Source organism: Yersinia kristensenii (assembly GCF_900460525.1).
Classification (GTDB): domain Bacteria; phylum Pseudomonadota; class Gammaproteobacteria; order Enterobacterales; family Enterobacteriaceae; genus Yersinia; species Yersinia kristensenii.
This window is the reverse complement of sequence record NZ_UHIY01000001.1, coordinates 4,456,669-4,470,373: the sequence shown is the minus strand read 5'-3', so window position 1 is coordinate 4,470,373 and position 13,705 is coordinate 4,456,669. Positions and strand designations below refer to the sequence as shown.

The window sequence follows — 13,705 nt, the reverse complement described above, 5'->3', positions numbered from 1 at the left end:
GAGACCGGGGCTTTATTCGCTGCCGGGGCTTTTTATGCTCAGGCTAAACAGCAGCGCAAAATCCCTTGTCAAATCAAAGTATGGCCCAACTCTGTGTGCGATGATTTCCTCATTATTTATGTCTTAGGAGTTTAGTGATGGATATGACAAACGCCCAACGGCTGATTCTGTCGAATCAGTACAAAATGATGACCATGCTGGATCCAGAAAATGCTGAGCGCTATCGCCGTCAGCAAACTATCGTCGAACGTGGCTTTGGTTTGCAGATGCGTGAACTGGACCGCGATTTTGGTGAGATGAGCGAAGATACTTGCCGTACTATCATTAATATCATGGAGATGCATCACGCCCTGCAAGTCTCTTGGGGGAACCTGAAAGACCAGCAAGATTTGGATGAACGCCGTATTGCGTTTCTTGGTTTTGATGCGGCTACCGAATCCCGTTACCTGAGTTATGTGCGCTTTATGGTCAATACCGAGGGCCGCTACACCCATTTTGATTCAGGGACACACGGTTTTAACTCCCAAACCCCGATGTGGGACAAATACCAACGAATGCTGGCTATCTGGCAATCATGCCCGCGCCAATATCATTTGAGTGCCGTTGAGATTTCGCAAATTATTAATGCCTAAAATTATTAATGACTGATAGCGCGTAATGATCGCGACAGAGGTTGACTGACGAGGATGTGCTTGTGGAGTGTAAAGGTTTTCTTTTTGATTTGGACGGGACTCTGGTTGATTCATTACCTGCTGTTGAAAGAGCCTGGATTGGCTGGGCGCAAAATCGCGGGATAGACCCCGTAGAAGTGCTGGAATTTATCCATGGTAAACAAGCTATTACCTCTCTTCGCCATTTTATGCCAGGTGCAAGTGATGCCGAACTTCAAGCAGAGTATTTGGCATTGGAACATATTGAAACCCATGATACTGATGGCGTGACTGCGCTACCGGGAGCAGTATCGCTGCTGGAGCGGCTGAACAGCTTGTCTATCCCGTGGGCTATCGTTACTTCCGGCTCGGTACCGGTTGCCTCTGCTCGCCGTGCTGCGGGCCATTTGCCGGTGCCGGAAGTTTTTGTGACGGCCGAACAGGTGAAACATGGCAAACCGATGCCGGATGCATACTTGCTTGGCGCTGAACGTTTAGGGCTGGCACCGGCGGATTGCATCGTGGTGGAAGATGCCCCTGCGGGGATTTTGTCAGGGCTGGCAGCGGGTTGCCAAGTGATAGCCGTGAATGCACCTGCGAACACACCTAAACTGGATCAAGTCGATTTAGTCCTTAGTTCGCTTGAACAAATTGAGGTCGAAAAGACAGCGAATGGTGCCGTCGTTCGCCGGGTGAAATAATCAGCTTGCTGATATGGGTTCAGTTGATTAATAGGTGCCTTGATGGCACCTTTTTTATGCCGCCTAAATAGAAGTCTGTAGATAGTTAGCCAAAGCTGAAACCTTTCATTATAAAATATCTCACTATTAATGCAGTGACAGGATGGTAAGCGCATAAATTTACAGTCATTATTGATCTCAAACAGCGGTGCCGACTTTATTTAATGTTTTACTGTCAGAGCCGGATATTCCCTTGCACTTTTTGCCAACGAGGCCATTTTGAACAGCGAACTATTGTGGGTGTTGACGCTACTTCTGATAGCTATTGTGCTGTTTACCACCAATAAACTGCGAATGGATGTCGTGGCATTGTTGGTGATTATTGCCTTTGTGATGAGCGGTACGCTGTCGTTGGGTGAGGCCACCAGCGGGTTCAGTGACCCCAATGTGATATTGATCGCGGCGTTGTTTGTAATTGGGGAGGGGTTAGTCAGAACCGGCGTTGCTTATCAAGTGGGTGATTGGTTGGTGAAAGTGGCTGGCCACAGTGAAACTAAAATGTTGGCATTGCTCATGGTTACTGTCGCCGGTTTGGGGGCTTTTATGAGCTCAACCGGGGTGGTGGCGATTTTTATCCCAGTGGTATTGAGTGTTGCTAACCGCATGAAGATTTCGCCGGGGCGGTTGATGATGCCGCTGAGTTTTGCCGGGTTGATCAGTGGCATGATGACACTGGTCGCGACCCCGCCAAACATGGTGGTTAACAGTGAATTACTGCGCGAGGGCATCAAAGGTTTTGGTTTCTTCGGTGTCACACCAATCGGCCTTATCATTCTGTTGATGGGGGTCGGCTACATGTTAGTCGCCCGCCACTGGCTGGGCGGGAAACCGGAAAGTTCAGAAAAAGAGCAGCAATGGAAGCGCCGTACTTTCCGTGATCTTATCCGTGATTATAAACTCACTGGCCGCGCCCGCCGTCTGGCAATCCGCCACGATTCCCCTTTAATTGGCCGTTCTCTCGATGAGCTACATCTTCGCGCCCGCTATGGAGCCAATGTGGTCGGGATTGAGCGCTGGAAACGTTTTCGGCGGGTTATGGTCAGTGCGACCGGCTCGTCTGAACTGCGCGAAAATGATGTTTTGTTGATTGATATGTCTGATTGCGACATAGATTTACGCGAGTTTTGCACCGAGCAGATGTTAGAGCCGATGGTGCTGCGCGGCGAATATTTCTCTGAACAAGCGCGTAACGTCGGGATGGCCGAAGTTTCTCTTATTCCAGATTCCTCTCTGCTGGGAAAAAGTTTGCGCGAAGTGACCTTCCGTACCCGCTATGGTTTGAATGTGGTGGGTATACGCCGCAACGGTAAGACATTGGAAGGTAAACTGGTTGATGACAAATTGCAGTTTGGCGACATCTTATTAGTGATCGGCGACTGGAAACTTATCCGACAATTGCAGCAAAAAACGCGTGATTTTATCGTGCTAAATTTACCTGCTGAAGTTGATGAAGTGGCACCGGCTATCTCACAAGCCCCCCATGCTTTGTTCTGTCTGGCGCTGATGGTGGCGATGATGCTGACCGACGAAGTGCCAAATGTGATTGCGGCGCTGGTGGCGTGTTTGCTGATGGGGCAGTTCCGCTGTATTGATATGGAAAGTGCTTACCGCTCAATCCATTGGCCGAGTTTGATTCTGATTATCGGGATGATGCCGTTTGCACAAGCGTTACAAAAAACCGGCGGGGTAGATTTGATTGTCCGAGGTTTGATGGATGTTGCCGGTGGGATGGGGCCAAGGGTGATGTTGTTGTGCTTATTTGTGCTGTGCGCCACTATCGGACTATTTATCTCTAATACGGCGACGGCGGTGTTGATGGCACCGATTGCCATCGCGGCGGCCCGTGAGATGTCAGTTTCCCCGTATCCATTCGCGATGATTATCGGTATTGCTGCATCTGCGGCCTTTATGACACCAGTTTCATCGCCGGTGAATACCTTGGTATTAGGCCCCGGTGGCTATAAATTTGGTGATTTTATCCGAATAGGGGTGCCATTTACCCTGTTGGTGATGATAGTGAGTGTGATGGTAGTGCCATTATTATTCCCCTTCTAATTTATCCTTCGGCCTTGCCGCTACAGGGGGGTTAGCTGCGCTTACTCACCCGAATCACTGACAAAAATGTCAGTGATTCGGGATTCTTGCGCTGGCTGCCTACCTGTAACGGCAATGACTTTGGATAATTTTATTCGGCAGCTCAAATGTGCTTTTAAAAATCGACTTCAATCCAGTGAATCAAGGCTGATTTCGTCCAGCGACAAGCTAAAGCTGGGGACGAAGACTTCCATAAAGTAATCCATTTCCGGGCTTTGGCGCATGGCGAGGGTTTTCTCTAACCGCGCTTTAGCTTGAATAAACTCATTATTACCGGCGGATAATTCTTCCAAGCATTTTAGATAAGCGCATAGCGCATCAGCTTGTTTAACCAATGCTTTTTCCTCTTCGCTATAATAATGCTCATCCAGCAGACAGCGAAAATCGTGTTGTAACTCGACCGGCAGCATTTCAATCAGTTTTTGTTGAGCAACTTTTTCTATCTTCTTGTATTCATGGGCAATCTGAGGATTGTAATACTTGATAGGGGTGGGTAAATCACCGGTTATCACTTCACTGGCATCGTGATACATCGCCAGCAGCGCAATACGGTCGGCATTGAGATTGCCATTAAATTTTCGGTTCTTGATGATAGCCAATGCATGAGCAACAAAAGCCACCTGCAAACTGTGCTCAGAAACATTCTCAGTGCGGACATTGCGCATCAGCGGCCAGCGGTTGATGAGTTTTAAGCGGGATAGGTGAGCGAAGAAGTGACTCATAGTTTTCTCTCTTTTTTACTTTTTAAAGGTAGAACTGGGGGATAGCATATCAGATTGGGTTTGGGTTGATGTTTGATTTGATCGGATCAGGTTTCGGTTGATATTCGTTCAGTTATCACCTTACCTTCGCGGCCTCAACCGAGCAGAAGGGCAGGCCGGCCCTCCTGCACCTGCGGCTTGCGCGAAATATTACTGCTGTCGCAGTGCCCTCCGGCAGCTTGCCGGCTGTTCGAACCGGGGCTGACTCGCTCCCAGCTCGACAGCCCCTTTCGCCGCGTCCATGCGGCTCATTCGGCCTGCAATCTTTGTCGGTAATATTCCTGATTGCGCTCAAGGTCAAAAAACAATTCAAAACCAAACCCACTTTTAGATTTTGATGTTAAAAGCACATTTGAGCTGCCGAGTGAAGAGCGAGGGCCGCTTGAACAGGAGTGAATCGGCCCGGTCCGTCAGCCGGAACGATGATTGAGGGCACCCACGAAGTGGCAAGCGATACGTGCGCTAGCGCAGGGGATCCAAGGGGGTTACGCGCTTGTAACCCCTTTGGCGATTGAAGCTTCAGAGACAAGGTGATCGCTGATCTTATGTCAACCGAATCAGTCACCAAGGCTACTAACCAAATAAAAAACTAAACCCTACTGGTGGTAGGTCTCCAAAAACCGCCCCAGTTTCCCAACAGCCATCTCCAACTCATCTACGCGTGGCAAGGTGACAATCCGCACATGATCGGGATACGGCCAGTTAAAGGCGCTGCCTTGCACCAACAATACTTTCTCCTGCAACAGCAGATCCAATACCAACTTCTGATCGTCTTTCAGATTGAATTTTTTCTGATCAATGCGCGGGAACATATACAGCGCGCCCTGAGGTTTCACGCAGGAAACACCGGGGATCTGGTTGATGAGCTCCCAGGCGCGATCACGTTGTTCATATAAACGTCCACCCGGTTGGATAAATTCGCTGATGCTTTGATATCCGCCCAGTGCTGTTTGGATGGCATGCTGCATTGGCACGTTGGCGCACAAGCGCATAGATGCCAGCATTTCCAAACCTTCAATATAACCTTTAGCATGCTTCTTCGGCCCGTTCAGCACCATCCAGCCCTGACGGAAACCGGCAACGCGATAAGTTTTGGACAAACCATTGAACGTTACCGTCAGTAAATCAGGTGCCAGAGCGGCAATAGAATGATGCTGAGCTTCGTCATATAAAATCTTATCGTAGATTTCATCGGCGAAAATAATCAGGTCATTCTGACGGGCGATTTCGACAATCTCCAGCAGCAGCTCTTTGCTGTAGACCGCGCCAGTTGGGTTGTTCGGGTTGATAATCACTATCCCACGGGTACGGGGGGTGATTTTACTGCGGATATCATCCAAATCAGGGAACCAACCTGATTCCTCATCACACATATAATGCACGGCCTTACCGCTGGAAAGCGATACTGCCGCTGTCCATAACGGATAGTCGGGGGCCGGTACCAGCATTTCATCGCCAAGGTTTAGCAATGCTTGCATGGATTGCACGATCAGCTCAGAAACACCGTTCCCAATGTAGATATCCTCTACCGTCAGGTCACGCATGTCGCGGGCCTGATAGTGCTGCATAATGGCTTTGCGTGCCGAAAATAGGCCTTTGGAGTCGCAATAGCCTTGGGCAGTCGGCAAATTACGGATCACATCCACCAGAATTTCATCTGGCGCATCGAAACCAAACGGGGCCGGGTTGCCGATGTTCAGTTTCAGAACCTTGTTACCTTCTTCTTCAAGACGCTTAGCTTCTTTTAGCACTGGGCCACGAATGTCATAACAGACGTTGTCCAGTTTGCTGGATTTCTCAATGGGGGACATAAAAAATTGCGCCTTTTGCTGGTAAAAGCGTGTCCTCAGCGTAGAACACGGCAAGGTGTTCAATGTACTCCGACACCGCTGATTTTTGAAGTTCTATGCACATATTTACTGCAAATGACCGCTGGGTGAAAAGCGCTGGGGGGCTTGCGAGTATTTTTTGCTGTTAAACCCGCCAGGTAATGTTCGATTGATGAGTTTGTCTGAAGCTTTTTCTGACATATTTGGGTATCTGCGGGGGTTAACAAAAAATAGGTATCGAGAAAATAAGGCCCTTTTTTTTGCAGCATAAAGATAGAAAAACAGGGTAAATATTGGTGTCCAATCACGCTGAGTTTTAATGGCTCGGATCTGAATTCAACAGTTTATATCATCATACATATATAGCAGGGCGAAAAATGCCAAATTTGTAAATAGGAAAACTATTAAGAAAATCTAATGATAGCCTTACAATGGCTTATCAGTTATCAAATGTTAATAGTTGAAATTACTCAATTAGATAAAAAACCAGATAGAAAAACATTGATATTTTTTAATATTTATCCACTTGCTCGTCTGGATGATTTATTTAAAATGGAATGTTGCCCCCTTATAAATGCCGCCAAAAATCAGCGTTTCTAAAGGAAAAAATCTTCATTTATCGAAGATTTAGCGGTTTCTTATGACCTTATTTACAAACACACACAATTTCGCCAATAGTTTTTTTTAAAAAGAGATAGCGGTAACGAAATATAAGTAAATTTTTTGCCCTACTCGAATGAGTGGGGTACTGTCATACTTAGCGTTGTTCCTTATTGATAGCGCTAATACTTAAACACCAGGGTAGTTTGTAATTAGAATTCAAAAAAGTGAAGAATACACTATGACAAATGCAAATCGTCCGATAATTAATCTCGACCTCGATCTGCTTAGAACCTTTGTAGCTGTTGCTGACTTGAATACTTTTGCCTCTGCTGCGGCAGCGGTTTGTCGAACTCAATCAGCAGTTAGCCAACAAATGCAACGGTTAGAACAGTTAGTGGGTAAGGAGTTATTTGCCCGTCACGGGCGTAACAAATTACTTACCGAACATGGTCTCCAGTTACTTGGCTATGCCAGAAAAATATTGCGTTTCAACGATGAAGCTTGTACGTCACTGATGTATAGCAATGTAGAAGGGTCACTCATTATCGGCGCATCTGATGATACTGCCGATACACTGTTACCTTTCTTGCTAAACCGAGTGGCGACGCTATATCCTCGGCTGGCTATCGATGTGCGGGTAAAACGTAGCCCACTCATTGCTGACATGCTGAGTCAGGGCGAAGTGGATCTGGCGATTACCACAGCCAAGGTCGACACCCATCCTCATGTGATTTTAAGAACATCACCGACACTTTGGTATTGTTCTGCCGATTATCAGTTCCAACCCGGCGAATCAGTACCTTTAGTTGTCATGGATGAGCCAAGCCCATTCCGTGATATGGCAATAGAGTATCTGACCAGGGCTGGTATAGCATGGCGTATTGCTTATGTTGCCTCTTCGCTTTCTGCCATCCGTGCAGCAGTGAGGGCAGGGCTGGGTGTGACCGCCAGACCGATAGAGATGATGAGTCCTGATTTGCGCGTATTGGGTGAAATAGAAGGGCTACCTCGCTTGCCTGAAACCCATTATTCATTATGCAAAGTCAGTGAGTGCGGCAATGAATTGGCTTTGGCTATTTTCGATGCTATGCAGACTGGTCATCAACATGGTGTGCCGTCCGGTGTGGATTTAATGCTAGATTCTGATTATGTAATAAACGATTAAAATTAAGTGTTTGTTTACATAAATAATCATAAGCCCCTTATTTTTGGGGCTTTTTTATTTTCATTTTGACGAAAAACTCTTTTTTATCACGTTCAATTTAATTTCATCAGTAAAACGTCGTTTTATTTTACTTATAGAGATTTCTCTACCGCGTGCAGTAATCCTAAACTTTCTTAAATTGGTGGTTAATATCGCTTTTTTATTAAAATTTATTTTTTATTAAAACTATGTTTCATTATTTTTAAATAAAAAAATACAACCTTTCGTGCCGAATAATTATGAAATAACACTAAAAACGTGTTCTGGATCAAAAAAATACCCCTAGCTAGTGAGTGGAAGAGCCGGTTATTCCTGAGACAATGGTATAGTTATAACGAAACATCCACATTGGTTTATAGGTGTATGTTCTGACTTAACAAATTACTGACTCGATTTAGCTTGCAGGTTCGCACCAATTGTTAAGTAAGATCGTGCACTTGTAAATTAATCTGTAGTTACTTTTGTCAAAGTTGACAAAAGGTTACTGAAAGGAGTAAAAAGCCCACAGTAAAACACTGGCTAAACAGTTGTTAAAACAGTGTGTTTTGTGTGGTTTTTATCCTTCCCTTTGAATCGATGTGGTGCACTAACTGCCAACACAAGAGCAGGATGTCCGACGCCACTTTTGATGAGTAAGCAATGAGTATGTCAACAACCACTGAAGTTATCGCTCATCATTGGGCGTTTGCTGTATTCCTGATCGGCGCTATCGGGCTGTGCGGTTTGATGCTGCTAGGTGCGTTCTTTCTGGGCGGGAGAGCTCGGGCCCGTGCCAAAAACGTCCCTTATGAGTCGGGTATTGATTCAGTAGGCTCCGCGCGTATGCGCCTGTCTGCCAAATTCTACCTGGTCGCCATGTTCTTTGTTATTTTCGATGTCGAAGCCTTGTACCTGTATGCGTGGTCAATCTCTATCCGGGAGAGTGGCTGGATAGGCTTTATCGAAGCAACCATTTTCATTTTGGTGCTCTTGGCTGGTTTGGTTTATCTGGTGCGTATTGGCGCTCTGGATTGGACTCCTGGGCGTTCTAATCGCCGCGTGAGCAAACCGAGCATAGTCAAATACGCCAGCAGTCATCCAGATATACCCAAGAGCTAGGTGTTGTCAGTCGGCAGCAAGCGGATGAATTCCGATAAACTTATCAATAAGTAAGATTGACTACAGGTAAGTGATTCGGGTTAGTACGCACAGCTAACAACCCTGCGGCTTTAAGTACAAAGGGTATAGTGGTCAATAAATACAGCGAGGCATTAACATGGACTATACGCTCACCCGCATAGACCCTAACGGTGAAAATGACCGTTACCCCCTGCAAACTCAGGAAACCGTCAGCGGCGATCCTCTCGAGCAACATGTCCACCGTAGTGTTTACATGGGTAAACTTGAGAATGCCATGCATGACATGGTGAACTGGGGGCGTAAGAACTCTCTTTGGCCGTATAACTTCGGTCTTTCCTGCTGTTATGTCGAGATGGTGACTTCCTTCACTGCCGTACATGACGTGGCGCGTTTCGGTGCAGAAGTATTACGTGCCTCCCCACGCCAGGCTGATTTCATGGTCGTGGCTGGCACCTGCTTTACCAAAATGGCCCCAGTTATTCAGCGTTTGTATGAACAAATGCTGGAACCAAAATGGGTTATTTCCATGGGAGCCTGTGCCAACTCCGGCGGCATGTACGATATCTATTCTGTCGTACAAGGCGTGGATAAATTCCTGCCGGTAGATGTGTATATCCCGGGCTGCCCACCGCGGCCGGAAGCCTATATGCAAGCCTTGTTGCTGCTACAGGAATCTATCGGTAAAGAGCGCCGTCCTCTCTCTTGGGTTGTGGGTGATCAAGGTGTTTACCGCGCCAATATGCAGCCAGAAAGAGAACGTAAGCATGCTGAACGAATTGCAGTAACTAACCTGCGTACCCCTGACGAAATCTAATATTGCCTTTAGGCGTAAGATTTTGGTGCGTAAGTGATTTGTTTTTGGAGAGACCCGTTTTCTTCCAGAACATGTGTGCGGCAAATAACCACAAAATGACACATTCAGTGTGGTGAAAAAACAGTGTGGTGAATAAATAATGACCGATTTAACGACGTCCGATAGCACCCAGCCTGCATGGCAGACCCGCGATCATCTTGATGACCCGGTGATTGGTGAACTGTCGAACCGTTTTGGGCCAGAGGCCTTTGTTGTTCAAGCGACTCGTACCGGTATGCCCGTGGTATGGGTGAAGCGTGAACAATTACTGGAAGTAATGACGTTCCTGAGAAAACAACCGAAGCCGTATGTCATGCTGTTCGACCTGCATGGTGTAGATGAGCGCCTTCGAACCCACCGCCAGGGCCTCCCTGCTGCGGATTTTTCTGTTTTCTATCATCTGCTTTCCATCGAGCGCAACCGCGACATCATGCTGAAAGTGGCACTGTCTGAAAAAGACTTGCACGTGTCCACAGCGACCAAGATTTTCCCTAATGCCAACTGGTATGAGCGCGAAACTTGGGAAATGTTCGGTATTACCTTTGATGGTCATCCTCATCTGACGCGCATCATGATGCCGCAGACTTGGGAAGGCCACCCGCTGCGTAAAGATTACCCAGCTCGTGCAACAGAGTTCGATCCCTTTGTGCTGACCAAGCAGAAAGAGGATTTGGAGATGGAATCTCTGACCTTCAAACCTGAAGATTGGGGTATGAAGCGCGGGACCGAGAATGAGGACTTTATGTTCCTTAACCTCGGGCCGAACCACCCCTCCTCACACGGTGCGTTCCGCATTGTGTTGCAGTTGGATGGTGAAGAGATTGTCGACTGCGTGCCAGATGTGGGTTACCACCACCGTGGTGCGGAGAAGATGGGCGAGCGCCAGTCTTGGCACAGCTACATCCCTTATACCGACCGTATTGAATATCTTGGCGGCTGCGTTAACGAAATGCCTTACGTGCTGGCAGTTGAAAAACTGGCGGGCATTGAAGTGCCGGATCGCGTTAAAACCATCCGCGTCATGCTGTCTGAGTTATTCCGCATCAACAGTCACTTACTGTACATCAGTACCTTTATCCAAGACGTCGGTGCAATGACGCCAGTGTTCTTTGCCTTTACCGATCGGCAGAAAGTATACGATTTGGTGGAAGCAATCACTGGTTTCCGTATGCACCCGGCCTGGTTCCGTATTGGTGGTGTTGCACATGACTTGCCGCGTGGCTGGGAGCGCTTGTTACGTGACTTCCTCGACTGGATGCCAAAACGTTTGGAGTCCTACGTCAAAGCCGCTTTAGAGAACAGCATTCTGAAAGGGCGTTCTATCGGCGTGGCGGCTTACAATTCCAAAGAAGCATTGGAATGGGGTGTGACTGGTGCTGGCCTGCGTGCTACTGGGGTTGAGTTTGACGTGCGTAAATGGCGTCCATACTCCGGTTATGAAAACTTCGATTTCGAAGTGCCCGTCGGTAACAACGGCGACTGTTATGACCGCGTGATGCTGAAAGTGGAAGAATTGCGTCAAAGCCTGCGCATTCTGGAGCAATGTTATAAAAACATGCCAGAAGGCCCATTCAAGGCCGACCACCCACTGACGACGCCACCGCCGAAAGAACGTACGCTGCAACATATCGAAACGCTGATCACTCACTTCCTGCAAGTTTCATGGGGCCCTGTGATGCCAGCTAACGAATCATTCCAGATGGTTGAAGCGACCAAAGGGATCAACAGCTATTATCTGACCAGTGATGCCAGCACCATGAGCTATCGCACTCGGATACGCACTCCAAGCTATGCCCATTTGCAGCAGATCCCATCGGTTATCCGTGGCAGCCTGGTATCTGACCTGATCGTCTATCTGGGCAGTATCGATTTTGTAATGTCTGATGTGGACCGCTAATTATGAGTGATCAAAAAGAGACTCAGGTGAGTAACGAAAGCCAAAATGTGGCAAATCTGGCAGTCAATGCGGCTGAACCGGCAGCCACAATTGAAGCTTTTGAATTGAGTGCTGAAGAACGTGATGCTATCGAGCATGAAAAGCACCATTACGAAGATGCCCGCGCCGCGTCGATAGAAGCACTGAAAATTGTGCAGAAACAACGCGGTTGGGTGCCGGATGGGGCAATTCACGCCATTGCTGAAGTGCTGGGTATCCCGGCCAGTGATGTTGAAGGTGTTGCGACATTCTACAGCCAGATCTTCCGCCAACCTGTTGGGCGTCATGTGATCCGTTACTGTGACAGCGTGGTGTGCCACATCACTGGTTACCAAGGGATCCAGGCCGCGATTTCGAAAAAACTCAGTATTCAGCCCGGTCAAACCACCTTTGATGGCCGCTTTACACTGCTGCCGACCTGCTGCTTGGGGAACTGTGATCGTGGCCCGACCATGATGATCGACGACGATACCCACAGTTACCTGAAACCTGAAGATATTGAGAAGTTACTGGAGCAATATCCATGACAATTCATTCAGGTTTTACCAAAGAGATTGTGCGCACGCCGGAAATGCACCCGCTGACCTGGCGTTTGCGCGATGACAAACAGCCGGTATGGCTGGATGAATATCGCAGCAAAAACGGTTATTTGGGTGCTGAAAAAGCCTTAAAAGGCATGGCACCACCTGATGTTGTTAGCTTAGTCAAAGACGCGGGCCTGAAAGGGCGTGGCGGTGCTGGCTTCTCCACCGGTTTGAAGTGGAGCTTGATGCCAAAAGACGAAAGCATGAACATCCGGTATTTGCTGTGCAATGCTGATGAGATGGAACCGGGTACCTATAAAGACCGCCTGCTGATGGAGCAATTGCCGCATCTGCTGGTGGAAGGGATGCTGATCAGTGCGTTTGCGCTGAAAGCTTACCGCGGTTACATCTTCCTGCGTGGCGAATATATCGAAGCCGCCGTGCACTTGCGCCGTGCGATTGCTGAGGCGACTGAAGCCGGAATGCTTGGCAAAAACATCATGGGCAGCGGCTTTGATTTTGAGCTGATTGTCCATACCGGCGCTGGCCGTTATATCTGCGGTGAAGAAACTGCGCTGATTAACTCGCTGGAAGGCCGCCGTGCTAACCCACGTTCCAAGCCGCCTTTCCCTGCATCTTCCGGTGTTTGGGGTAAACCGACTTGCGTCAATAACGTAGAGACTCTGTGTAACGTTCCGGCCATTCTTGAGCATGGTGTGGAGTGGTATCAGGGGATCACTGCCGGTAAGAGTAACGATGCCGGTACCAAACTGATGGGCTTCTCGGGCCGGGTGAAAAATCCGGGTCTGTGGGAATTGCCGTTTGGTATCAGTGCCCGTGAAATTCTGGAAGATTACGCCGGTGGTATGCGCGATGGCTTGAAATTCAAAGCCTGGCAGCCGGGCGGGGCAGGGACTGACTTCCTGACCGCCGACCACCTTGATTTGCCGATGGACTTCGAAAACATTGCTAAAGCGGGCAGCCGTTTAGGCACTGCATTGGCAATGGCAGTCGACCATGAAATTGGTATGGTGCCGCTGGTGCGTAATCTGGAAGAGTTTTTCTCCCGCGAATCCTGTGGCTGGTGTACACCTTGCCGCGATGGGTTGCCGTGGAGCGTGAAGATCCTGCGTGCACTGGAGCGCGGCGAAGGTCAGCCGGGCGACATCGAGACGCTGGAGCAGCTTTGCCGCTTCTTGGGGCCGGGGAAAACCTTCTGTGCTCATGCGCCGGGCGCGGTTGAACCACTACAAAGCGCGATCAAATATTTCCGGGAAGAATTCGAAGCCGGGATCGCAGCGAAAGACTATGGTAACACCCGAACCATAGCCGGTATTCAACCGAATAACCTATTGAAGCAACGTTGGTAGCCCTGATGAATGCCCCGGCCCG

11 protein-coding genes and 1 pseudogene are annotated in these 13,705 nt (G+C 48.3%); 10 read left to right on the top strand and 2 right to left on the bottom strand.

Translation table 11 applies throughout. The features are described 5' to 3' along the window. The first annotated feature begins 137 nt into the window (after positions 1-137). The 3 genes from DX162_RS20750 to DX162_RS20740 all read left to right on the top strand — a co-directional run bounded on the left by DX162_RS20750 (position 138) and on the right by DX162_RS20740 (position 3,445). On the top strand, positions 138-632 hold the full coding sequence (locus DX162_RS20750; RefSeq protein ID WP_004391637.1) for a YfbU family protein: 495 nt from the start codon (positions 138-140) through the stop codon (positions 630-632). 62 nt (positions 633-694) lie between these two features. Then, on the top strand, positions 695-1,351 hold the full coding sequence (locus DX162_RS20745; protein WP_004391639.1) for a sugar phosphatase: 657 nt from the start codon (positions 695-697) through the stop codon (positions 1,349-1,351). Positions 1,352-1,609: 258 nt separating this feature from the next. Further along, a complete protein-coding gene (locus DX162_RS20740; protein WP_032820328.1) occupies positions 1,610-3,445 on the top strand; it encodes an SLC13 family permease in 1,836 nt (611 codons plus the stop codon). Positions 3,446-3,612: 167 nt separating this feature from the next. Here DX162_RS20740 and yfbR read toward each other — a convergent pair whose 3' ends face one another. Continuing rightward, positions 3,613-4,206 (bottom strand): 5'-deoxynucleotidase, encoded by a 594-nt coding sequence (gene yfbR / locus DX162_RS20735; protein WP_004391643.1) that lies wholly within the window; start codon positions 4,204-4,206, stop codon positions 3,613-3,615. A gap of 635 nt (positions 4,207-4,841) precedes the next feature. Beyond that, a complete protein-coding gene (locus DX162_RS20730; RefSeq protein ID WP_004391644.1) occupies positions 4,842-6,056 on the bottom strand; it encodes a pyridoxal phosphate-dependent aminotransferase in 1,215 nt (404 codons plus the stop codon). A 435-nt stretch (positions 6,057-6,491) separates the two neighbouring features. On the opposite strand from DX162_RS20730, the gene DX162_RS20725 reads away from it, so the two are divergent. The 7 genes and pseudogenes from DX162_RS20725 (at position 6,492) to nuoF (ending at position 13,683) form a co-directional block, all read left to right on the top strand. Next, positions 6,492-6,674, top strand: a complete 183-nt coding sequence (locus tag DX162_RS20725; protein WP_004391646.1) for a hypothetical protein — start codon at positions 6,492-6,494, stop codon at positions 6,672-6,674. Between the two features lie 241 nt (positions 6,675-6,915). Further along, the gene (gene rovM, locus DX162_RS20720) at positions 6,916-7,842 is read left to right on the top strand and encodes a virulence transcriptional regulator RovM (RefSeq protein ID WP_004391647.1); all 927 of its coding nucleotides are present in this window, start codon (positions 6,916-6,918) and stop codon (positions 7,840-7,842) included. Positions 7,843-8,520: 678 nt separating this feature from the next. Further along, positions 8,521-8,979: an NADH-quinone oxidoreductase subunit NuoA gene (gene nuoA / locus DX162_RS20715; protein ID WP_004391650.1), complete on the top strand. Its 459-nt coding sequence runs from the start codon at positions 8,521-8,523 to the stop codon at positions 8,977-8,979. Positions 8,980-9,136: 157 nt separating this feature from the next. Continuing rightward, positions 9,137-9,814 (top strand): NuoB/complex I 20 kDa subunit family protein, encoded by a 678-nt coding sequence (locus DX162_RS20710; protein WP_002210278.1) that lies wholly within the window; start codon positions 9,137-9,139, stop codon positions 9,812-9,814. A gap of 139 nt (positions 9,815-9,953) precedes the next feature. Next, on the top strand, positions 9,954-11,750 hold the full coding sequence (gene nuoC, locus DX162_RS20705) for an NADH-quinone oxidoreductase subunit C/D (protein WP_004391651.1): 1,797 nt from the start codon (positions 9,954-9,956) through the stop codon (positions 11,748-11,750). 66 nt (positions 11,751-11,816) lie between these two features. Then, positions 11,817-12,316 (top strand): annotated as a pseudogene (gene nuoE / locus DX162_RS20700) (NADH-quinone oxidoreductase subunit NuoE). Next, positions 12,313-13,683, top strand: a complete 1,371-nt coding sequence (nuoF, locus tag DX162_RS20695; protein ID WP_032820329.1) for an NADH-quinone oxidoreductase subunit NuoF — start codon at positions 12,313-12,315, stop codon at positions 13,681-13,683. The pseudogene nuoE and the gene nuoF overlap by 4 nt, the downstream one beginning before the upstream one ends. The last annotated feature ends 22 nt before the right edge of the window (positions 13,684-13,705 follow it).

Excerpts from the sequence above, each read along its gene's own strand:
- yfbR (WP_004391643.1), bottom strand. The coding sequence starts at position 4,206 with ATGAGTCACTTCTTCGCTCACCTATCCCGCTTAAAACTCATCAACCGC.
- DX162_RS20710 (WP_002210278.1), top strand. The coding sequence starts at position 9,137 with ATGGACTATACGCTCACCCGCATAGACCCTAACGGTGAAAATGACCGT.
- DX162_RS20750 (WP_004391637.1), top strand. The coding sequence starts at position 138 with ATGGATATGACAAACGCCCAACGGCTGATTCTGTCGAATCAGTACAAA.
- nuoC (WP_004391651.1), top strand. The coding sequence starts at position 9,954 with ATGACCGATTTAACGACGTCCGATAGCACCCAGCCTGCATGGCAGACC.
- rovM (WP_004391647.1), top strand. The coding sequence starts at position 6,916 with ATGACAAATGCAAATCGTCCGATAATTAATCTCGACCTCGATCTGCTT.
- DX162_RS20725 (WP_004391646.1), top strand. The coding sequence starts at position 6,492 with ATGATAGCCTTACAATGGCTTATCAGTTATCAAATGTTAATAGTTGAA.
- nuoA (WP_004391650.1), top strand. The coding sequence starts at position 8,521 with ATGAGTATGTCAACAACCACTGAAGTTATCGCTCATCATTGGGCGTTT.
- nuoF (WP_032820329.1), top strand. The coding sequence starts at position 12,313 with ATGACAATTCATTCAGGTTTTACCAAAGAGATTGTGCGCACGCCGGAA.
- DX162_RS20730 (WP_004391644.1), bottom strand. The coding sequence starts at position 6,056 with ATGTCCCCCATTGAGAAATCCAGCAAACTGGACAACGTCTGTTATGAC.